Annotated in this window: 19 protein-coding genes; 10 read left to right on the forward strand and 9 right to left on the reverse strand. The window is 68.1% G+C overall.

Annotated features, from left to right (window positions below; genetic code table 11):
* Nucleotides 1–7: 7 nt before the first annotated feature.
* Nucleotides 8–1,465: an IMP dehydrogenase gene (gene guaB / locus ASE67_RS02930; protein ID WP_055756592.1), complete on the forward strand. Its 1,458-nt coding sequence runs from the start codon at nucleotides 8–10 to the stop codon at nucleotides 1,463–1,465.
* On the opposite strand, the gene ASE67_RS18710 is transcribed toward guaB, so the two are convergent.
* Nucleotides 1,450–1,572: a hypothetical protein gene (locus ASE67_RS18710; protein ID WP_268795345.1), complete on the reverse strand. Its 123-nt coding sequence runs from the start codon at nucleotides 1,570–1,572 to the stop codon at nucleotides 1,450–1,452. The genes guaB and ASE67_RS18710 overlap by 16 nt on opposite strands.
* Before the next feature lie 21 nt (nucleotides 1,573–1,593).
* Here ASE67_RS18710 and ASE67_RS02935 point away from each other — a divergent pair, with 21 nt between their 5' ends.
* Both ASE67_RS02935 and ASE67_RS02940 read left to right on the forward strand, forming a co-directional pair.
* Complete coding sequence (locus tag ASE67_RS02935) at nucleotides 1,594–2,775, forward strand: RsmB/NOP family class I SAM-dependent RNA methyltransferase (protein WP_055756594.1); 1,182 nt, start codon at nucleotides 1,594–1,596, stop codon at nucleotides 2,773–2,775.
* 29 nt (nucleotides 2,776–2,804) lie between these two features.
* Nucleotides 2,805–3,326: a tetratricopeptide repeat protein gene (locus ASE67_RS02940; RefSeq protein ID WP_055756934.1), complete on the forward strand. Its 522-nt coding sequence runs from the start codon at nucleotides 2,805–2,807 to the stop codon at nucleotides 3,324–3,326.
* Nucleotides 3,327–3,353: 27 nt separating this feature from the next.
* Here ASE67_RS02940 and rsmA read toward each other — a convergent pair whose 3' ends face one another.
* The 4 genes from rsmA to ASE67_RS02960 all read right to left on the reverse strand — a co-directional run bounded on the left by rsmA (nucleotide 3,354) and on the right by ASE67_RS02960 (nucleotide 8,881).
* Entirely contained in the window at nucleotides 3,354–4,187 is an 834-nt protein-coding gene (rsmA, locus tag ASE67_RS02945) for a 16S rRNA (adenine(1518)-N(6)/adenine(1519)-N(6))-dimethyltransferase RsmA (protein ID WP_055756596.1), read from the reverse strand.
* On the reverse strand, nucleotides 4,184–5,182 hold the full coding sequence (gene pdxA / locus ASE67_RS02950) for a 4-hydroxythreonine-4-phosphate dehydrogenase PdxA (RefSeq protein WP_235511758.1): 999 nt from the start codon (nucleotides 5,180–5,182) through the stop codon (nucleotides 4,184–4,186). The genes rsmA and pdxA overlap by 4 nt, the downstream gene beginning before the upstream one ends.
* Before the next feature lie 13 nt (nucleotides 5,183–5,195).
* On the reverse strand, nucleotides 5,196–6,557 hold the full coding sequence (locus ASE67_RS02955; protein WP_235511759.1) for a peptidylprolyl isomerase: 1,362 nt from the start codon (nucleotides 6,555–6,557) through the stop codon (nucleotides 5,196–5,198).
* A gap of 86 nt (nucleotides 6,558–6,643) precedes the next feature.
* On the reverse strand, nucleotides 6,644–8,881 hold the full coding sequence (locus ASE67_RS02960; RefSeq protein ID WP_055756600.1) for an LPS-assembly protein LptD: 2,238 nt from the start codon (nucleotides 8,879–8,881) through the stop codon (nucleotides 6,644–6,646).
* Between the two features lie 170 nt (nucleotides 8,882–9,051).
* Between ASE67_RS02960 and ASE67_RS02965 the strand changes: the two genes are divergently transcribed.
* The 3 genes from ASE67_RS02965 to ndk all read left to right on the forward strand — a co-directional run bounded on the left by ASE67_RS02965 (nucleotide 9,052) and on the right by ndk (nucleotide 11,521).
* Nucleotides 9,052–10,521, forward strand: coding sequence for a leucyl aminopeptidase (locus ASE67_RS02965; protein WP_055756938.1), 1,470 nt, complete (start codon nucleotides 9,052–9,054; stop codon nucleotides 10,519–10,521).
* A 58-nt stretch (nucleotides 10,522–10,579) separates the two neighbouring features.
* A complete protein-coding gene (locus tag ASE67_RS02970; protein WP_055756602.1) occupies nucleotides 10,580–11,017 on the forward strand; it encodes a DNA polymerase III subunit chi in 438 nt (145 codons plus the stop codon).
* 81 nt (nucleotides 11,018–11,098) lie between these two features.
* Complete coding sequence (ndk, locus tag ASE67_RS02975; protein ID WP_055756604.1) at nucleotides 11,099–11,521, forward strand: nucleoside-diphosphate kinase; 423 nt, start codon at nucleotides 11,099–11,101, stop codon at nucleotides 11,519–11,521.
* A gap of 240 nt (nucleotides 11,522–11,761) precedes the next feature.
* Here the strand turns inward: ndk and ASE67_RS02980 are convergent, their stop codons facing one another.
* Genes ASE67_RS02980 through purM form a run of 4 tightly spaced genes read right to left on the reverse strand, consistent with a single transcriptional unit; the run spans nucleotide 11,762 to nucleotide 14,286 of the window.
* Nucleotides 11,762–12,364: a hypothetical protein gene (locus ASE67_RS02980; protein WP_055756607.1), complete on the reverse strand. Its 603-nt coding sequence runs from the start codon at nucleotides 12,362–12,364 to the stop codon at nucleotides 11,762–11,764.
* Nucleotides 12,361–12,612 carry a hypothetical protein gene (locus tag ASE67_RS02985; protein WP_156348491.1) on the reverse strand — a complete coding sequence of 84 codons (252 nt, stop codon included), beginning with the start codon at nucleotides 12,610–12,612 and terminating at the stop codon, nucleotides 12,361–12,363. The genes ASE67_RS02980 and ASE67_RS02985 overlap by 4 nt, the downstream gene beginning before the upstream one ends.
* Before the next feature lie 5 nt (nucleotides 12,613–12,617).
* Nucleotides 12,618–13,187 carry a phosphoribosylglycinamide formyltransferase gene (gene purN, locus ASE67_RS02990; RefSeq protein WP_443025515.1) on the reverse strand — a complete coding sequence of 190 codons (570 nt, stop codon included), beginning with the start codon at nucleotides 13,185–13,187 and terminating at the stop codon, nucleotides 12,618–12,620.
* Nucleotides 13,180–14,286 carry a phosphoribosylformylglycinamidine cyclo-ligase gene (gene purM, locus ASE67_RS02995; protein ID WP_055756613.1) on the reverse strand — a complete coding sequence of 369 codons (1,107 nt, stop codon included), beginning with the start codon at nucleotides 14,284–14,286 and terminating at the stop codon, nucleotides 13,180–13,182. The genes purN and purM overlap by 8 nt, the downstream gene beginning before the upstream one ends.
* Before the next feature lie 59 nt (nucleotides 14,287–14,345).
* Between purM and ASE67_RS03000 the strand changes: the two genes are divergently transcribed.
* From ASE67_RS03000 to ASE67_RS03015, 4 genes are read left to right on the forward strand one after another with little or no spacing between them, the layout of a single operon-like run.
* Nucleotides 14,346–15,584: a hypothetical protein gene (locus ASE67_RS03000; protein WP_055756616.1), complete on the forward strand. Its 1,239-nt coding sequence runs from the start codon at nucleotides 14,346–14,348 to the stop codon at nucleotides 15,582–15,584.
* A complete protein-coding gene (locus tag ASE67_RS03005) occupies nucleotides 15,581–16,219 on the forward strand; it encodes a hypothetical protein (protein WP_055756618.1) in 639 nt (212 codons plus the stop codon). Before ASE67_RS03000 ends, ASE67_RS03005 begins: the two co-directional genes overlap by 4 nt.
* Entirely contained in the window at nucleotides 16,216–18,390 is a 2,175-nt protein-coding gene (locus tag ASE67_RS03010) for an RNA degradosome polyphosphate kinase (RefSeq protein WP_055756620.1), read from the forward strand. Before ASE67_RS03005 ends, ASE67_RS03010 begins: the two co-directional genes overlap by 4 nt.
* A complete protein-coding gene (locus ASE67_RS03015) occupies nucleotides 18,387–19,883 on the forward strand; it encodes a Ppx/GppA family phosphatase (protein WP_235511760.1) in 1,497 nt (498 codons plus the stop codon). The genes ASE67_RS03010 and ASE67_RS03015 overlap by 4 nt, the downstream gene beginning before the upstream one ends.
* Nucleotides 19,884–19,963: the final 80 nt, after the last annotated feature.

A 19,963-nucleotide genomic window follows, 5' to 3' on the forward strand; every position in this document is an offset into this window, starting at 1 on the left:
GCTTCCCATGGATATCACCCTCGGCCTGACCTTCGACGACGTGCTGCTGGTTCCGCAGGAATCGGACGTGCTGCCCAGCCAGGCCGACCCGCGCACCCGCGTCGCCCGCAACCTGGCGCTCAATATCCCGTTCCTGTCGTCTGCGATGGACACCGTGACTGAAGCCGACATGGCGATCGTCATGGCGCAGCTGGGCGGCATCGGCGTGCTCCATCGCAACCTGACCATCGAGGAACAATGCGCGGCGGTGCGCGCGGTCAAGCGCTTCGAAAGCGGCATGGTCGTCAACCCGATCACCATCACCGCCGACGCCCCGCTGTCGGCCGCCCGCGCGCTGATGGAACGCCACCGGATCAGCGGTATCCCGGTGGTCGAGGCATCGGGCAAGCTGGCCGGCATCCTGACCAATCGCGACGTCCGCTTCGCGGAAAACCCCAACCAGCCCGTTGCCGAGCTGATGACCCACGAAAACCTCGCGACCGTCCGCATCGGCGTCAGCCAGGAGGAAGCGCGTCGTCAGCTGCACCAGCGCCGCATCGAAAAGCTGCTGGTGGTCGATGATGCCTATCACTGCGTCGGTCTCATCACCGTCAAGGACATCGAAAAGGCGGTAACCTATCCCAACGCGACCAAGGACGGCACCGGCCGCCTGCGCGTCGCGGCCGCCACCACGGTCGGTGACAAGGGCTATGAGCGGACCGAGGCGCTGATCGATGCCGAATGCGACCTGATCGTCATCGACACCGCGCACGGCCATAACCGGCAGGTCGCCGAGGCGGTCAAGCGGGTGAAGGCGATCGCGCCGCACGTACAGGTCATCGCCGGCAACGTCGCGACCGGCGACGCCACCCGCGCGCTGATCGATGCCGGTGCCGACGGCATCAAGGTCGGCATCGGCCCCGGATCGATCTGCACCACCCGCGTCGTCGCCGGCGTCGGCGTTCCGCAGCTGACCGCCGTCATGGACGCGGCGAAGGCGGCGGCGGGCACCGGTGTTCCGGTGATCGCCGATGGCGGTATCCGCACCTCGGGCGACGTTGCCAAGGCGCTGGCTGCCGGCGCGTCGGCGGTGATGATCGGATCGCTGCTGGCCGGCACCGAAGAGGCACCGGGCGAGACGTTCCTGTATCAGGGGCGCGCGTACAAGAGCTATCGCGGCATGGGATCGGTGGGTGCCATGGCCAAGGGGTCGGCCGACCGCTATTTCCAGCAGGATATCAAGGACCAGCTGAAGCTCGTCCCCGAAGGGATCGAGGGGCAGGTCGCGTTCAAGGGCCCGGCAAAGGACGTCATCCACCAGCTGGTCGGCGGCGTGAAGGCGGCGATGGGCTATACCGGATCGCACACCATCACCGACCTGCAGGAGCGTGCCCGCTTCGTCCGCATCACCAATGCGGGCCTGCGCGAAAGCCATGTCCACGACGTGACGATCACCCGCGAGGCACCGAACTACCCGACGCGCTGATCGGGCACATCGTTCGGACACAGGATCGACCGCGCCCCCGGCTCGCCGGCGGGCGCGGTTTCGTATCCGACTGGATTGACATAGGTTATCTTGGTAGCGTCGCGCATGGATTTTCAGGACCTTCTGCAATGAACCCGGCTGCGCGTACCCAGGCGGCGATCGACCTGATCGACGCGATCATCGATGCCGCGCGTGGCGGCGGCGCTGCGGCGGATCAGGTGACGAAGCGCTTCTTCGCCGCGCGACGCTATGCGGGGTCGAAGGATCGGCGCGCGATCCGTACGCTTGCCTATGACGCGGTGCGGCGTTTCGGCGCGGTGCCGGTGTCGGGCCGTGCCACGGTCGTCGCGATCGCCGATGGCGATCCCGATCTCGCGGCGACGTTCGACGGGTCGTCCTATGGTCCGCAGCCGATCACGGCCGACGAACCGCGTGCCGAACCGGGCTATGCCCCGGCATGGCTGGTGGATGCCTTTCGCGCGTCGGGGCTGGACGATAAAGATCTGGCCGCGCTGCTGGAGCGCGCGCCGCTCGACATCCGGGTCAACCGCCTGCGCGCCGATCGCGACGCCATCCTCGCCGAACTGGGCGGCGATCCGGCCGCCGACCTGCCCGATGCGATCCGCCTGCCGCCGGACACCCCGCTCGACCACGACGCTGCGCTGCATGACGGTCGTGCGGAGGTGCAGGATTTCGGTAGCCAGATCGTGTCGCTCGCGGTCGGCGCCTTGCCCGATGGCCTGGCGATCGACCTGTGCGCGGGCGGCGGGGGCAAGACGTTGGCCATCGCCGCGCAGATGGCAGGCCGCGGCCGCATCCTCGCAACCGATACCGACCGCGCGCGTCTGTCGCGCCTTGCCCCGCGCGCCGCGCGTGCCGGGGTGACGATTGCCGAGCCGCGCCTGCTCGATCCGGGCAGGGAAGCGGCGATGCTGGCCGATGTCGCGGGGCAGGCGGACTGCGTGATGGTCGATGCGCCCTGTTCGGGAACCGGCACATGGCGCCGTAATCCCGAAGCGCGCTGGCGGCTGACGCCCGAACGGCTCGACCGGGTGGTGGCGACGCAGGCGCGGCTGCTCGACGTCGCCGCCGGACTGACGTCGCCGAGCGGGACCATCACCTATGTCGTCTGCTCGCTGCTCGATGCCGAAGGGGCGGGGCAGGTCGATGCGTTTCTGGCGCGCCATGCCGGATGGCGTGCGCTGCCGCTTGCATTGCCGCGCGGGCGCGTCCACGGTCGGGGAATGCGCCTGACCCCGGCATCCGACTCTACCGACGGCTTCTTCGTCGCACGGCTCGGCCGGGCCTGAGCGTGTCAGTCCTTAGGTCGGAGATGTTGATGCGGTTCACCTCGGTTGCGGTCGCGGGGGCACTCGTGCTGGTCTGCGCATCGGCGTCGCTGAGCGGCCAGCGCCCCGATAACCAGATCGATCCGCGCTCGATGGCGCTGCTCCAGCAGGGGCGCGCGGCGCAGGCCGCCGGCGACACCGCTGGCGCGACCGGCCTGATCGAAAGTGCGCTGGTGATCGATCCGCGCAATCGTGCCGCCTACATCAGCCTCGCCGATATCGCGCGGGTGCAGGGCCTGCCCGGCAAGTCGATCCGCCTGTACCGCGAAGCGCTGAGCCTTGAGCCTAACGACGTCGCCGCGCTGAAGGGCGAGGGCGAGGCACTGGTGCAGAAGGGCGCGGTCAATCGCGCCCGTGACACCCTGGCCAAGTTGAAGACCGTCTGCGGTGCGACGTGCCCGGCGGCGAACGAACTCGCGGCCGTCATTGCGAAGGGACCGCCGGTTACCGCCACGGCGCAGCAGACTCCTCCCGCCGTTCCGGGCACCCCGGCACCAGCGACGCCGCAATAGGTACTGTCGTCAGGAGGTCCCGGCCTCCTAGGCCGACAGAACCCGCGCCATCGCGACGAACTCGGCCACCGAAACCGTCTCCGCGCGGCGGGTCACATCGATCCCGACCGTTTCCGCTGCCTCGATCGCGCCCGGCACCGCCTTCAGGCTCTGCCGCAGCATCTTGCGCCGCTGGCCGAACGCCGCCGCGGTCAACCGTTCCAGTACCTTCAGCGCCACGCCGTCGGGCGCATCGGTCGGCACGACATGCACCACCGCCGACATGACCTTGGGCGGCGGCGTGAAGGCGCTGCGATGGACCGGCATCGCGATCCGCGCCGTGCTGCGCCATTGCGCCAGGACGGCGAGCCGCCCATAGGCATCGTCATTGGCGCTGGCCACGATCCGGTCGGCAACCTCGCGCTGGAACATCAGCGTCAGGCTCTGCCACCATGGCCGCCAGTCGGCGGACAACCACCCGACGAACAGCGCGGTGCCGACGTTGTAGGGCAGGTTGGACGCGATATGCGGTCGCCCCTCGAACAACGACGGCGCATCGACCTCCAGCGCGTCGCCTTCGATCACGCGCAACCGTCCGGGAAAGGCCGCGCCCAGTTCCTCAAGCGCCGGGATGCAGCGATGGTCGCGCTCGATCGCAGTCACCTTTGCCCCGGCCAGCAGCAGCGCGCGCGTCAGGCCGCCGGGGCCCGGCCCGACCTCCAGCACCTCCTGATCGTGCAGGTCGCCGGGCACCCGCGCGATCCGGTCGAGCAGCTGCTGGTCGAACAGGAAATTCTGCCCCAGCGCCTTGTTCGCCGACAGGCCGTGGCGCTGGATCACGTCGCGCAAGGGGGGCAGCGCGGTGAGCGGGGCGAGCGTCATGCGGCGGCGGCGCGGCGTGCGGCGGCTTCGCCGGCCATGCGGATCGCGGCGATCATCGCGCCCGGCTCGGCCACATCCTGCCCGGCAATGTCGAACGCGGTGCCGTGGTCGGGCGAGGTCCGCACGATCGGCAGGCCCAGCGTGATGTTCACGCCATCGTCGAAATGCAGCGTCTTGATCGGGATCAGCGCCTGGTCGTGATAGGCGCACAGGGCGGCATCATATTTCGCCCGCGCGCGCGGGTGGAACATCGTGTCGGCGGCCAGCGGCCCGACGATATCGATCCCCTCGGCCTGCAACTGCGCGACCGCCGGTTGCATCACCTCGATCTCCTCGCGGCCGATCGCACCGCCTTCGCCGGCATGGGGGTTCAGCCCGGCCAGCGCCAGCCGGGGCGCATCGATGCCGAAGTCACGGACCAGCCCACGCGCCGTCGCCCGCGCCCGCGCGACGATCAAGTCGACGGTCAGCGCGGTCGGCACGGCGGCCAGCGGTTCATGGATGGTGATCGGCACCACCCGCAGCGTCGGCCCGGCCAGCATCATCACCGCATTCTCCCGCGACACGCCGCAATGTTCGGCGACGAATTCGGTCTGGCCGGGATAGTTGAAGCCGATGCGATAGAGTTCGGCCTTCGAAATCGGCGCGGTTACCAGCCCCGACGCGGCATCGGACCGTGCCAGCCCCGCCGCCATTTCCAGCGATTGCAGCGCGCACCGAGCACCGCCGATATCGGGCCGCCCGGGGACGATCGCGTCGCCGTCGATGACCGATACGACGGGCAGGGCGCGGGGGAAGACGCGCGCCGCATCGCGCGGATCGTCGATCCGTTCGACCGGGCCGGTCCAGACCTGCGACACCGCCCGGACATCGCCGACCGCGAAGAAACAGGGCAGCGCCTCGCTGTCGCGGCGCGCCCATGCCTTTGCGATCACTTCCGGGCCGATGCCGGCCGGATCGCCCATCGATATCGCGAGCGGCGCGACCATCGGCATCCGACCCGCCGCCTCAGCGATACTCGATCACGGCGTCGCGCCGCAGGTCGCGCATCATGCGCTGCGCCCGCAGATTGACGCGCTCCTGCTCCAGCCCGGCCTGGATCTGCGCGGCGGTGGGAATGCCCGCGGTGCGCGGATCTTCGCGACCGCACAGGATCAGCACGCGCACGCCGTCCTTGGGCGAACCGAAGGGCGGGGTCGCCTGTCCGACGTTCAGCTTCAGGATGATGTCCTGCAACGCGGGCGGCAGGCTGCGCAGCACCACCGCGTCGTTGTCGACCACCTCGGCCTTCTGTGCCTGCGCAATCTTGGTTGCATCACCGCAACCGCGGATCGCCTGCGTCGCTTCGGTGAAGGCCGCAACCTTTGCACTCGCCTGCGCTTCGGTCGTGCCGGGGGCGAACGGCAGGAACAGCTGGCGCAGCGCCAGCTTGGCGTCGCGCGGATCGGCCATCAGCACCTGCCGCTTGTCGGCAAGGTACAGGATCGAATAGCCACCCGGCACCTCGATCGGGCCGGCGATCTGGCCGACCTGCATCTGGGTCGCGGCGCGCTGCAGCTGGTCGGGCAGCATGTTCAGGCGCACGAAGCCCAGGTCCCCGCCGACTGCGCGGGTCGATGCTTCGGAGAAGTTGCGCGCGAAATATTCGAACGGTGCGCCCTGGCGAATCTGCTCGATCATCTTCTGCATCGCCGCCTGCACTTCGGCTGCGCGATCGGGCGTTGCCGCCATGTAGATTTCGCGAAGGCTGTATTCCTCGGTGCCCTTCGATTCCTCCATCCGCTTGATGACGGCGGCGACTTCCTCCTCGCCGACGTTCACGAACGGTTCGACCTGCCGGCGCAGCAGCCGGCTCCACGCCAGCTCGCCCTCGATCTGGCGACGCAGCGAGCGATCCGACGAGCCGACGGTGCGCAGATAGGCGCGCAGCTGCTCGGGCGTCTGCTTGAAGCGCTGCTTGGCCAACCGGTCGAAGCTCTGTTCCAGCTCGGCCGACGTGACGGTGATATCCTTGGCCTTCGCCTGCTGGATCTGCAGCGTCTCGTCGATCAGCTGGCGCACGACCTGCGCGCGCAGCACTTCGCGGTCCTCGGCGCTCAGCTTGTAATCGTTGAGGGCGACGATCAACGCCATGCGCTGATCGACGTCGGTGCCGGTCAGCACCGTGTCGTTCACGATCGCGGTCGGCTTGCGGATATTGGGGTCCAGCTTGCCGAAGATCGTCGGGTTGCCCGGCAGGTTCAGGTTCGCGCCGGGCACGTCCTGACCGTCGTTGACCGTCTGGGCGGCCAGCGTTGCGGCGGCGGCGATCGCGACGAAACCGGCGATCGAACGGCCGATACGGCCGGCATTCACGATGTTCTTGGTCACTTGGTCGTCATATCCCATGCGCGGATGGTCAGGGCGGTGCCGCATCATTGGGGCAATTGCATGGCCCGCCGCGCCTGAACAGAGCCTTATCGTCCCAGGTTCTTCAATGCCAGCGTTACCAGATAGCTGCTGCCGTTGCGCGCGTCGCCGATCCGCTGGTAATCGCGCTTCCACGTCAGGCCCAGCCGCAGGCAGTCGTCCTCATATTGGACACCCACGCGGTGGCGGATCGGATCGAACCCGTCGGAAATCGACAGCGAATCCTCCGATTTGTCGGTCAGGTCGATCGTGGCCGATGCGAAGGCCGACCAGAACGGCCCGAACGCCGCCCGCCCGGCGACACGCACTTCCTCGCGGTCCTGCAAATCCTCCAGCTCGTCGATATCGCGGTTCAGCCGCAGATAGCCGACCTGGAAATAGGTCCGCCGGCTGCCGATCGTCGCGTCCAGCTCGTTGCGGCGGATCTTCGCCCCGTCCTTGTCTAGCCGGTAGCGATGGGTGAAGGTCACGAATTCGCGGAAGCGGATATCGGTGCGGCCGACGATATCGGAAAACCGGTCGTCCAGCCCCGTACCACTCGGCAGGATGCTGGCACGCTGGCTGGTGCGATAGCTTTGCCCGACCGTCGCCGACACCGCCACGCCCGGCAGGTCGAGCGCATAGTCGATGCCATAGGTTACGCGCGACGAATCCTCGAACCGGTCATATCCGGCGAAGCGGTTGAGCGCGAAGAGGTTCGAATCCTCCAGATCGACCGCCCGCGCATCTTCGTTCGGCACGGCCAGATTCGCGATCTTGGGCGACGCGACCAGTTGCACGCGCGGGGAAATCCGCTGGGTCCCGCGTCCGATCGCCCCGATGAACGGCCAGCGGACATCGACCGCCACCGCCGCGATCCCGCGCGGCGTAAAGCCTTCGTCCCCGCGGTAGCTCAGCACCGCGGTATCGATGGTGTCGTGCGCATTATACGCATCGGCCCGGCCATAGGCGGTGAAGGTCACCTCCTGCCCCAGCGGCGTATAGCGCGTCAGGTCCCACCGCGCGGAGACGAAGGCACGCTGCGTGTCCTGTCCCTCGCTCCGGCCGATCGCCAGCGTGTTCAGCTGCACCTGCGCGACGCCGCCCAGCAACCCGTTGAAGCGGCGGCGATAATCGAGTTCGGGCAGCGCGACCGGCTGCATCCCCTGATTGTCGCCGACACGGAGCGTCTGTACCGCCCAGCCGCTGATCGACAGCATCGAATCGCGATCGATCCGCTCGACGGTCACATTGTTGCGCAGCCGGTCGTCGCGCGAAATGTCGTAGCGGCGCAGGAACGTCTGGTCGGTGGTGTAGCGCAGCGATCCGGACACGCTCCAATTCGGATCGAGCTGGAACCGGCCAACCGCATCGACATAGCCGCGGAACGACCGTTCGGTGCCGGTGGGCGATGCGCCCAGCACCAGATCGTCGCTGCGGCGGCTGATCGTGCCATAACCCTGCACCCGGTACGCACCCTTGGCCGACAGCGACCGGTATTCGGCCTGCAGCATGGGCAGCACGGCGGTAAAGACGTGCGGGGTGATCGTCAGGTCGCGATTGGGCGCGAGGTTGATGTAATAGGGGACCGCGACTTCCAGCCCGTTCACCCGGTCCAGCCGGATCGACGGCGCGAGCAGCCCCGAATCGCTGCCATCGCCGATCGAATGCGAGAAGGACGGCAGCGGAATGGTCGGCAGGCCGAAGATGGTGAGGCCCGCCCCGGTATAGCGGATGCGCTTGCGCGTCGGGTCGTAGCGGACCTTCAGCGCGGTGATCTTCCACGACGGTTCCTTGGGACACCCGGCGGAATTGGTGACGGCGCACGGGGTATAGGCCGCGCTTTCGACCGTCACGACGCCGTTTTCCGACCGGGTGCCGCGCTTGGCCGCGATCCGCCCGCCTTCGTCGAGGACGACCAGCATGTTGTCGACCACGCCGTCCTTCAGGCTGTCGGTCAGTTCGATCCGGTCACCATAGGCCACGTCGCCTTGCGGGTTGGTGACGGCGATGTTGCCGTCGGCCACCACCTGTCCGGTCTTGCGGTTCCACGTCACGCGGTTGGCGCGCAGCCGGTTGCCCTCGCGCAGCAGCCGGACTTCGCCGGTCGCCGTCACCACATCGGTATTACTGTCGTAGGTCAGCAGGTCGGACGAGAAATCGATGTGGTCCTGGGTCGCGGGTGTCGGCAGCGCGCTTTCCGGCGGCGGGGGCGGCAGGCTGCGATCCTGCAGATCCTGTGCGACCGCAGGGCCGGCGATCGCCAGCGAAAGGCCAAGGGCAAGCGACCCCAACGAACGCTTCACTAGTCTCGCTTCCCCAAACCGTTGCCGTCCGACGTGCGGACGTTCGTTCCGCGCTATTGCATCGTGCGGGCGGAACCGCAATCGCCCTTGGCCCGCTTTACCTGCCGGTCGCGACGCGCCTAGAAGGTGCCCGCGCCCCGTGCGCCAAGATCCAGAGGAAACCCATGTCGATTTCGATCCAGTTCGCGCCCCAGCGGGGCACCGCCACCGCCCTCGTCCTGCCCATCGCCACCGGCGGGCTCGACCGGATCGACGCGGCGGGCCTGGAGCCGCACGTCGCGACACTGGTCGCCGGTGCCGCGCGTGCCGGACGCTTCGAGGGCGAAGCCGGGTCGATCGCGGAAATCTTTGTCCCCGGCGAAGGCGACAGCGCCGGCCGCGTCATCCTGCTCGGCATCGGCGACGGGGAAGGGCCGGCGCTGGAAAAGGCGGGCGGCGCGCTGACCGGACGCTTCCTCGTTTCGGGTCTGACCGACCTGACCGTCGACTTTACCGGCAGCGACGTGTCGGCAAAGGCGATCGCGCGCTTTGCGGCAACGGCGGCGCAGCGCGGCTGGCGGCAGGACGGCTATCGCACCAAGCTGCCTGAAAAATCGAAGCCGACGCTGACCGGCCTGACCATCGTCGGCGCTCCGGACGGGATCGACGACGCGTTCGTTGCGGCCGACGCGCTGACCAAGGGGCTGGACCTCACCCGCACCCTCGTTACCGATCCGCCGAACATCCTGTACCCGGTCAGCTTCGTCGAGAAGTGCCGCGATCTTGCGGCGCTGGGCGTCGAACTGACCATTCTCGACGAACGGCAGATGGCCGAACTGGGCATGGGCGCGCTGCTGGGCGTCGGCCTAGGCTCGGAAAAGGAATCGCGCCTGCTTGCCATGCGCTGGAACGGCAAGGGCGAGGGCGATGTCGACGTCGCGCTGGTCGGCAAGGGCGTGACCTTCGACACCGGCGGCATCTCGCTGAAGCCCGGACCCGGCATGGAGGACATGAAGTGGGACATGGGCGGCGCGGGCGCGGTCGCGGGTGCGATGAAGGCGCTGGCCAGCCGCAAGGCGAAGGCGAACGTCATCGGCGTCGTCGGCCTCGTCGAGAACATGCCCGACGGCAAGGCACAGCGCCCTGGTGACGTGGTGACGTCGATGTCGGGCCAGACGATCGAGGTGCTGAACACCGACGCTGAAGGGCGGCTGGTGCTGTGCGACGTGCTGACCTGGGTCCAGCGGACGCACAGGCCGAAGACGATCGTCGACCTCGCGACCCTGACCGGGGCCATGATCATCAGCCTCGGCAGCGAACATGGCGGCCTGTTCGCCAATGACGACTCGCTCGCCGACGAACTGCTGGCGGCGTCGCGCGAATCAGGCGACCTGCTGTGGCGCTTCCCGTTGTCGCCGGCCTATGACAAGCTGCTCGACAGCCCGATCGCCGACATGAAGAATATCGGCCCGCGCGGCGCAGGCTCGATCACCGCCGCGCAGTTCCTGAAGCGCTATATCGAGGATGGCGTGCGCTGGGCGCATCTCGACATCGCCGGGATGGTCTGGGCCGACAAGCCCGGCAACCACCACGACAAGGGCGCGACCGGCTTCGGCGTGCGCCTGCTCGACCGGTTCGTGGCGGATAATTTCGAAGGCTGACCGAACCCACCCTTACCCGTCATCCCGGTGAAAGCCGGGATGACGGAGGCGAACGGAAATGAAAGTCGACTTCTACCACCTGACCCGCAGCCCGCTCGACCGGGTACTGCCGCGCATCGCTCAACGGCTGCACGACGATGGCGAGCGCCTGTTGCTGTTGTCCGATGACGCCGACCAGCGCCGCCACCTCGACATGCTGCTGTGGACCTACGCCCCCGACAGCTTCCTGCCCCATGCCGAGGCCGGGGCAGGTGACGACGCGCTGCAAGCGGTGCTGATCGCCCCCGAACCGACCGACGCCAACGCCGCACGCAACGTCGCGATCGTCGACGGGCGCTGGCGCGACGACGCGCTGACCTTCGACCGCGCGTTCCACTTCTTTGGCGAGGATCACATCGCGTCGGCACGTGCCGCTTGGAAGGGGCTGGCCGACCGCGAGGACGTCGAGCGGCGGTACTGGCGGCAGGGGGATGGCGGCTGGGAACAGGCGGCGTAACGCTTGCCTGTCGCGCGTCGCCCGACTAGGGGGACCGGCGACAAGCCTTCCAACAACCAGAACGCAGGAGCCGCGACCGCCATGGCCGCTACCCGTACCTTTTCGATCATCAAGCCCGACGCGACCCGCCGCAACCTGACCGGCGCCGTCACCAAGATGCTGGAGGAAGCCGGCCTGCGCGTCGTCGCTTCGAAGCGTATCCAGATGACCCGCGAACAGGCCGAAGGCTTTTACGGCGTGCACCGTGAGCGTCCCTTCTTCAACGACCTCGTGTCGTTCATGATCTCGGGCCCCGTCGTCGTGCAGGTGCTGGAAGGCGAAAACGCCGTGCAGGCAAACCGCGACATCATGGGCGCGACTAACCCGGCCAACGCCGATGCCGGCACGATCCGCAAGGAACTGGCCGAATCGATCGAAGCGAATTCGGTTCACGGTTCGGATTCGGAAGAGAATGCGAAGATCGAAATCGACTTCTTCTTCAAGCCGGAAGAAATCATCGGCTGATTTCAGCCCCGGCTGAAATGCGAAAGGCCCGCTTCCGATGAGGAGGCGGGCCTTTTTCGTTTGCTGCCAAAAGAAAACCGTTCGGTTCTAGCTTGTCGAGAACGTGTGGCAAGCCAACCCCCCGTTCGTTCTGATTAGCCATTGAGCCTGTCGAAATGGCGTATCGAAGGACTGCCGTCTAAGTGCTTCGATATGGGTCTTCGACTTCGCTCAGCCCCTACTCAGCACGAACGGGAGGCGCTATCCCGCCAACCGCCCCAATTCCTGCGCCCACAACGTGTCCAGTCGCCGCGCCACGCCGCCGCTCGCACCCTCACGTCGTGCCAACGCAACGAGGTTCAGCGACCGCCCGCCAACGATCCGTCCATGGGTGGCAAATACCAGATCGTAGATCGCGCTCGACTGCCGCTGGGTATCGCCGTCCCACCATGTCGCGGTCACCGCGACCGGCAACCGACCCTCGATCGCATCGGCCCCGCCATCGGTGATCGCCAGCAACGGCGCGCGCACCCAATCGGCCGCGATCGCGACATCGCCGACCGCCGACTTGGCCGGGACCTTCAGCGCGGGCGGGAACGTCACGTCGATCCGTTCGATCCGCCGGTCGGCCGCGCTCAGCACCAGCCGCTCGCCGTCGCCATCCGGCGTTGCGACGATCGCAAGCGCGGTCTTCGCCTTTGCCGAGGACACCCGCTCGGCCGCACGCTCGGCATCCGCCGTCCGTCGTTCGGACACGTTGTTCCACAGCGTCAGCCCGCCGATCACGACACCGGCCACCGCCACGCCTTCGGCCAGCGTGATCCAGCGCCGCCGCTCGGCCCGCGCGTCCTCGGCGTCGCTCACCGTCCGCCGGCCTCCAGCAACGCGCGCGGCGCGGCCAGTTCCCATGCATGGGCGACGGCATCCTCGATGGCCACGAGATCGCTGTCAGCGTCGATCACGCTCCAGCCGTCGTCGCCGCGCACGGTCGCGCTGTCACCCACGATCCGCACAAAATCATTGCCCTCGACCGTAAAGACCGTCGCCTCGCCCGCTTCGCGTTCCTGCGTTTCCGGCAACACCTTCGCGGCTTCACGGATCAGGTCGAGCATCTCGGTCATCGCGTCACGAACTCCGCCAGGGTTTGCGGGTAGAGGCGATGTTCCTCCACCAGCACCCGCGCCGCCAGGATATCGGCGGTATCGTCGGGCAGGATCGGAACGCGCGCCTGGGCCAATACGCTCCCGGCATCCAGCTCTTCGGTGACGACATGCACCGAACAGCCCGCTTCGGCATCGCCGGCCGCGATCGCCCTTGCGTGGGTGTCGAGCCCTTTATACGCCGGCAGGAGCGAGGGGTGGATGTTCACGATCCGGTCGCGCCACTTCGCAACGAAATCCGCTGACAGAAGCCGCATATAGCCAGCCAGTGCGATCGTCTCGACCCCCGCGTTCCGCAGCGCGCCGTCGATCGCCGCCTCATACTCCGCCTTCGGGATACCGCGGGGCGAATGGGCGAAGGTCGCGATGCCCTGTTCGGCGGCATGGGCCAGGCCGGCGGCATCGGGCTTGTCCGACGCCACCAGCACGATCTCATACGGGCAATCGGGGGCGCGCGCCGCTGCGACCAGCGACGCCATGTTCGATCCCCGTCCCGAAATCAGGACCCCGACGCGGTGCTTAGCCAAGGTGTGTCGCGCTCCAGTCGGCACGCGCGCTCCACGTCTCCGCGCTGCCCTTCACGGTGCAGCCCTTGTCGCCCGCCTCGACCGTGCCGATCCGTACGACCGTCTCACCCGCTTGCGACAGCGCGGCGGCGACCGCATCGGCGTCTTCGGCCGCGACCAGCACCGCCATGCCGATGCCGCAGTTGAACGTCCGCGCCATCTCTTCCGGCTCGATATTGCCCTGCGCCTGCAGGAACGCCATCAGTCGCGGCTGTTCCCACGCATCGGCATCGACCTGGGCATGGGCACCCTTGGGCAAGACGCGCGGGATATTCTCCAGCAGCCCGCCGCCGGTGATGTGCGCCAGCCCATGAATGCGCCCCTCGCGCAGCAGCGGCAGCAGCGACTTCACGTAGATTTTGGTCGGCGCCATCAGCGCGTCGATCAGCAGCACGTCCTGATCAAACAGGGCAGGGCGGTCGAGCTTCCAGCCCTTGTCCGCCGCCAGTCGCCGCACGAGCGAGAAGCCGTTCGAATGCACCCCCGACGATCCGAGGCCGAGAATCACGTCGCCGACCGCCACCTTGTCGCCGGTCAGCAGCTGTTCGCGCTCGACCGCGCCGACGCAGAAGCCGGCAAGGTCGTAATCCTCGCCCTCGTACATGCCCGGCATTTCCGCCGTCTCGCCCCCGATCAGCGCGCAGCCCGCCTGACGGCACCCTTCCGCGATCGAACCGACCACGCGTTCGGCGGTTTCGGCAACCAGTTTGCCGGTCGCATAGTAATCGAGGAAGAACAGCGGCTCGGCACCCTGCACGATCAGGTCGTTGGCGCACATCGCGACCAGGTCGATACCCACGCCGTCATGGGCATTGTGCTCGATCGCCAGCTTCAGCTTGGTGCCGACGCCGTCATTGGCCGCGACCAGCAACGGGTCCTTGAACCCGGCAGCCTTGGGGTCGAACACCCCGCCGAACCCGCCCAATTCCGGATCCGCGCCGGGGCGCCGGGTCGATTTCGCCAACGGCCCGATGGCACGGACCAGGGCATTGCCCGCCGCGATCGATACGCCTGCCTGTGCGTAGGTATAGCCGCCGCCGCGGTCCGCTTCGTTGCTCATGTCGCCCGGTTAGCTACATCGCGCTTGGATTTCCACGCCTGCTTCGTCAAAAGGCAGCCATGACTTCGTATCAGCCCCGCCGCATCCTTGCCGCCGTCGCCCTGGGCGTCGTCGCCACCGGCGCGGTCGTGGCGCAACAGGGCGGTGTCGCCGCCGTCGACAGCTCGGGCAGTTTTGAGGTGAACGGGGTCCGCGTCGACGTCGCCGGCCCCTCCGCCGACGCCGCGCGCACCGCCGGCTGGCGCATCGCCCAGCGCAAGGGCTGGCAGATGCTGTCGCAGCGGCTGACCGGCCAGGCCCGCTCGCTGCCCGATGGTACGCTCGATTCGCTGGTGAGCGCGATCGTCGTGGAAAGCGAACAGATCGGCCCGAAGCGCTACATCGCGCGCCTGGGCGTGCTGTTCAATCGCGGGCGCGCCGCGTCGATCCTCGGCATCGCCGGCGTGTCGGAACGCAGCCCCGCCATGCTGGTCCTCCCCCTCATCTGGGACGGCGGCACCGGCACCGTGTTCGAACGGGCGACCCCGTGGCAGGCGGCATGGGCGCGCTTCCGCACCGGGGGCAGCGTCATGGATTATGTCCGCCCCAGCGGCACCGGCGCCGACGGCCTGCTGCTGAACGCCGGACAGGTGACCCGGCGCGGACGCGGCTGGTGGCGCACCGTCCTCAACCAGTACGGCGCATCCGACGTGCTGATCCCGCAGGTCCGGCTGTACCGCCAATGGCCCGGCGGCCCGGTGATCGGCACCTTCACCGCCGGCTACGGCCCCGACAACCGCCTGCTCGGCAGCTTCTCGTTGCGCGTCGATCAGGGCGATGCGATCCCCGCGCTCCTCGACGAAGGGGTCCGACGGATCGACGCCATGTATCAGCAGGCGTTGCAGGCCGGCACGCTGCGCCCCGATGTCGTCCTCGCCGCCCCGCCGCCGGGCACGCCGGTCATCCCGGTCGAGGAAGAGGCCGTCGACCCGGCGCTGCCCGATCCCACCGCCACGCCGACCGCCGCGCCCGCGACCGAAGCGATCACCCTGTCTATCCAGGCCGATACGCCGAACGCAGCCGCCGTCGAATCGACCGAAGCGGCATTGCGCGCGGTACCCGGCGTCCGCGCCGCCGCAACCTCCAGCCTGGCACTGGGCGGTGTCTCGGTGCTCCGCGTCACCTTCGACGGTGACGCCGCGATCTTCGCCGCCGCGCTGGAGGCACGCGGCTGGCAGGTACAGCAGGGCGACGGCGCGCTGCGCATCCGCCGCCGCGCCGCCCCAACGCCCCCGCCGCCGAGTACGCCGCAGGGATGACCCAATCGCGTATCGGTTCGGCACAGCTTTCCTTCTCCCTCGAACTGCCCGCCGGCGCCCGGCAGGACCTGTTCCTCGTGGGGCCGTCGAACGAAGCCGCCGTCCACCATCTCGACCATTGGGAAACGTGGCCGGTCAAGGCCGCGCTGCTGGTCGGCCCGCGCAAATCGGGCCGGACATTGCTCGCCCGCTCGTTCGTCGCGCGCAGCGGCGGCACGATCGCCGACGACGCCGAACGCTGGAACGAGACCGAACTGTTCCACGCCTGGAACCGCGCGCAGAGCGAGGGGCAGCCGCTGCTGATCGTCGCCGATGCCCCGCCGCCGATCTGGCGGATCGGCCTGCCCGACCTGCGCTCACGCATGGGGGCGACGCCGGTGTTACGGCTGGAAGCGCCCGATGAACTGCTGATCGAAACACTGCTGCAATATCTGTTCGACAGGAAGGAACTCGTCGCCGCGCCGGATGTCGTGCGCTGGCTTGCCCGCCGCGTCGAACGGAGCCACCTTGCGGTGCTTCGGATCGTCGAGGCTTTGGAGGAAGATGCAATGTTGCGCTCGACGCGCCGTTTGACGATCCCGACCGCGCGCGCCGCGCTCGGTTCCAGCCCGCTGTTGCTGGACCGCCTGCTGTGAACGATCCGGTCCCCTCCGCCCGCACCACCGTCGCCGCTGCGCCCGAAGCACGCTATTTCAACCGCGAGCTGTCGTGGCTGGCGTTCAACCGCCGCGTGCTGGACGAGGCGTGCAACCCCGACCATCCGCTGCTCGAACGGCTGCGCTTCCTGTCGATCTCGGCGACCAACATCGACGAATTCTTCATGGTCCGCGTGGCGGGCCTCAAGGGGCAGCAGAACCAGGGCGTGGGCCATGAATCGGTCGACGGCCTGACGCCCTCGCAACAGCTGGCCGCGATCACCGTCGATGCCGCCGGGCTGGTTGACAGCCAGCAGCGCATCTGGCGCGATATCGCCGCCAGCCTGGCCGAGGCCGACGTGTTCGTGCTCGGGGCCGATGCGATCCATGGCGACACCGAAGTCTGGCTGGAACGGCATTTCCGCGAACAGGTCTTCCCGGTCCTGACCCCGCAGGCGCTCGACCCGGCGCACCCGTTTCCCTTCATCCCGAACCTCGGCTCGGCGATGCTGTTCGACCTGATCCGCCGCTCGGACGATGTGGAGGTGCGCGAAGTCGTGCTGCTGCCACCGGCCATGCCGCGCTTCGTCCGCCTGCCGGGCAAGGCCGCGCGCTATGTCGCGATCGAGACGATCCTGCGCCATTTCTCCAACCTGTTCTTCCCCGGCTACACCGTGCGCGCGTCCGCAGCGTTCCGGGTCATCCGCGACAGCGACATCGAACTGGAGGAAGAGGCCGAGGATCTGGTCCTGTACTTCCGCACCGCCATCAAGCGGCGGCGGCGTGGCCGGATCATCCGCCTCGAAATCGAATCGGGCATTTCCGACGAACTGGTCCAGCTGCTGCGCGACGAAATGGGTGGCAGCGATGCGCTCATCACCGAAACCGGCGGGTTCCTTGGCATCGGCGACCTGTCGATGCTGGTGGCGGAGGACCGCCCCGACCTGAAATTCCCGCCGTTCAGCCCACGCTTCCCCGAACGTATCCGCGAATATGGCGGCGACTGTTTCGCGGCGATCCGGGCAAAGGATATCGTCGTCCACCACCCGTACGAAACCTTCGACGTGGTGCTGGCTTTCTTGAAACAGGCCGCCGCCGACCCCGATGTCGTCGCGATCAAGCAGACGCTGTACCGCGCGGGCAAGCAATCCGCCGTCGTCGCCGCGCTGGTCGCCGCTGCGGAGGCGGGCAAGTCGGTGACCGCCGTCGTCGAGCTGAAGGCCCGCTTCGATGAAGAGCAGAACCTGAACCTCGCCTCGGTCCTCGAACGCGCCGGGGTGCAGGTCGTCTACGGCTTTATCGAGTGGAAGACCCACGCGAAAATCTCGATGGTGGTCCGGCGCGAAGAACAGGGCTATCGCACCTATTGCCACTTCGGCACCGGCAATTATCACCCGATCACCGCGCGTATCTACACCGACCTCAGCTTCTTCACCGCCGACCCGGTGATTGGGCGCGATGCGGCGCAGGTGTTCAACTACATCACCGGCTATGTCGAACCGCAGTCACTGCAACAGCTTGCCATTTCGCCCCGCGACCTGCGCAACCGGCTGGAGGCATTGATCGAGGGGGAAATCCAGACGGCCCGCACCGGCGGCGAAGGTTCGATCTGGCTGAAGATGAACTCGCTGGTCGATCCTGCCCTGATCGACAAGCTGTACGAAGCATCGGCGGCGGGGGTGCAGATCGACCTGATCGTGCGCGGCATCTGTTGCCTGCGGCCGGGCGTACCCGGCATGTCGGACAACATCCGCGTGAAGTCGGTCGTCGGCCGCTTCCTCGAACACAGCCGTATCTATTGCTTCGGCAACGGGCAGGCGCTGCCCAATGACGACGCGCTGGTCTATGTGTCGTCGGCCGACTGGATGCCGCGCAATTTCGACCGCCGCGTCGAATATCTGATGCCGATCAACAACCCGACCGTCCACGATCAGGTGCTCGATCAGGTCATGGTCGCGAACCTGCTCGACACTGAACAGACCTGGGAGCTGGGACCCGATGGCAGCTATCGCCGCGTGGCAAAGGGCGATCGCCCGTTCAACCTGCATCGCTATTTCATGACCAATCCCTCGCTGTCGGGCCGGGGTGCCGCAATCGAGAGCGGATCGGCGACCGTGCCGCAGAAACTGTCGCTGCGCGCGTGGCGAGCGGCACGGGACGGCGCGGCTTGATCCGCCTGCCATGGATCAGCCGCCCGGTCAGCGCGGCGCATAGTGCCATCATCGACATCGGATCGAACTCGATCCGGCTGGTCGTCTATGGCGGGCCGGATCGCATTCCGGCCACGCTGTTCAATGAAAAGGTGCTGGCCGGGCTCGGCCGTTCGCTAGCCGAAACCGGCCGGATCGAGCCGGAGGCGATGGCGCTGGCCAGCACCGCGCTGCACCGGTTCGCATGGCTGACCCGCGAAATGCAGGTCGAGGTCGTCCGCACCGTTGCCACCGCTGCCGTTCGCGATGCGGCCAATGGCCATGAACTGGTGGCACTGGCCGAATCGCTGGGTCTGACGGTCGAGACGCTGACCGGCGAGGAAGAGGCGCAGGCCGCCGGCCACGGCGTGCTGTCCGCCATCCCCGATGCCGACGGGATCGTCGGGGACTTGGGCGGGGGCAGCCTCGAACTGGTCCGTATCAAGAATGGCAAGATCGGCGATCGCGTGTCGTTCCCGCTGGGCGTCCTGCGCATCGGCGCGATCCGCGAACGCCGCGCGGGCGAACTCGACCGGGTGGTGCAGCGGCTGGTGGCCGATGCCGGCTGGACCGGGCGGGGGAAGGGGCTGCCCTTCTATCTGGTCGGCGGATCGTGGCGCACGCTGGCGCGATTCGACATGCACCTGACCGGCTATCCGCTGCCGATCGCGCATGGCTATACCATGTCGCTCGCGCGGATTGCCGAATTGGAGCGGATCATCGCCGATACACCGCGTGCCGACCTGAAGGCCGTGCCGAACCTGTCGGGCGGGCGCGTGCCGACGCTCGACAATGCCACCGCCGTGCTGTCGGCGATGGCGCGACAATTGGGCAGCGCGACGACGATGATCTCCGCCTATGGCCTGCGCGAGGGGCTGCTCTACGCCGCGATGCCCGCTGCGGTGCGCAAGCAGGACCCGCTGATCGTCGCCGCCCATGACGAAGGGGCGCGGCAGGGGCGCTTCGTCGAACATGGCGACCTGCTCCACAAATGGATCGCGCCGCTATTCCCCGACGACGACCCCGCCGCCGTCCGGCTGCGCCATGCCGCCTGCCTGCTGGCCGATGTGGGCTGGCACGCGAACCCCGAATTCCGCGCCGAACGCGGCGTGGAGATCGCGCTGCACGGCAATTGGGTTGCGATCGACGCCGCCGGCCGCGCGATCGTCGCGCAGGCGCTGCACAGCTGTCTGGGCGGCGGCAGCGCGGAGGGGCCGCCCGAACCGCTCGGCCGACTGGCGCCGATCGCCGCGCTGGAGGCGGCGCATCGCTGGGGTCTCGCCATGCGGCTGGGCCAGCGGTTGAGCGGCGGCGTCGCAACCCCGCTGCAACGCACCGACGTCCGCCGCAAACGCGGGCAGGTGGAGTTGGTCGTCCCGACGGCGGACGTGGCGCTCTACGGCGAAGCGGTGCAGAAACGGCATCGCGCGCTGGCGACGGCGCTGGGCATGGACGCGGCGCTGGTCACCCGCTGAAGGCCGCGCTTTCCTACACTGCAGGGCCTGGCTAGCCTCTGCCCTCGCGCCCGCCATACCAGCCCTCGCGGGAGCGGCGT

It is taken from the genome of Sphingomonas sp. Leaf23 (assembly GCF_001421585.1).
In the GTDB taxonomy this organism is placed as follows: Bacteria; Pseudomonadota; Alphaproteobacteria; order Sphingomonadales; family Sphingomonadaceae; genus Sphingomonas.

Bases quoted from the DNA above. Each gene is read 5' to 3' on its own strand.
- guaB (WP_055756592.1), top strand. From the start codon at position 8: ATGGATATCACCCTCGGCCTGACCTTCGACGACGTGCTGCTGGTTCCG.
- ASE67_RS18710 (WP_268795345.1), bottom strand. From the start codon at position 1,572: ATGCGCGACGCTACCAAGATAACCTATGTCAATCCAGTCGGATACGAA.
- ASE67_RS02935 (WP_055756594.1), top strand. From the start codon at position 1,594: ATGAACCCGGCTGCGCGTACCCAGGCGGCGATCGACCTGATCGACGCG.
- ASE67_RS02940 (WP_055756934.1), top strand. From the start codon at position 2,805: ATGCGGTTCACCTCGGTTGCGGTCGCGGGGGCACTCGTGCTGGTCTGC.
- rsmA (WP_055756596.1), bottom strand. From the start codon at position 4,187: ATGACGCTCGCCCCGCTCACCGCGCTGCCCCCCTTGCGCGACGTGATC.
- pdxA (WP_235511758.1), bottom strand. From the start codon at position 5,182: ATGCCGATGGTCGCGCCGCTCGCGATATCGATGGGCGATCCGGCCGGC.
- ASE67_RS02970 (WP_055756602.1), top strand. From the start codon at position 10,580: ATGAAAGTCGACTTCTACCACCTGACCCGCAGCCCGCTCGACCGGGTA.
- ndk (WP_055756604.1), top strand. From the start codon at position 11,099: ATGGCCGCTACCCGTACCTTTTCGATCATCAAGCCCGACGCGACCCGC.
- ASE67_RS02985 (WP_156348491.1), bottom strand. From the start codon at position 12,612: ATGCTCGACCTGATCCGTGAAGCCGCGAAGGTGTTGCCGGAAACGCAG.
- purM (WP_055756613.1), bottom strand. From the start codon at position 14,286: ATGAGCAACGAAGCGGACCGCGGCGGCGGCTATACCTACGCACAGGCA.
- ASE67_RS03000 (WP_055756616.1), top strand. From the start codon at position 14,346: ATGACTTCGTATCAGCCCCGCCGCATCCTTGCCGCCGTCGCCCTGGGC.
- ASE67_RS03005 (WP_055756618.1), top strand. From the start codon at position 15,581: ATGACCCAATCGCGTATCGGTTCGGCACAGCTTTCCTTCTCCCTCGAA.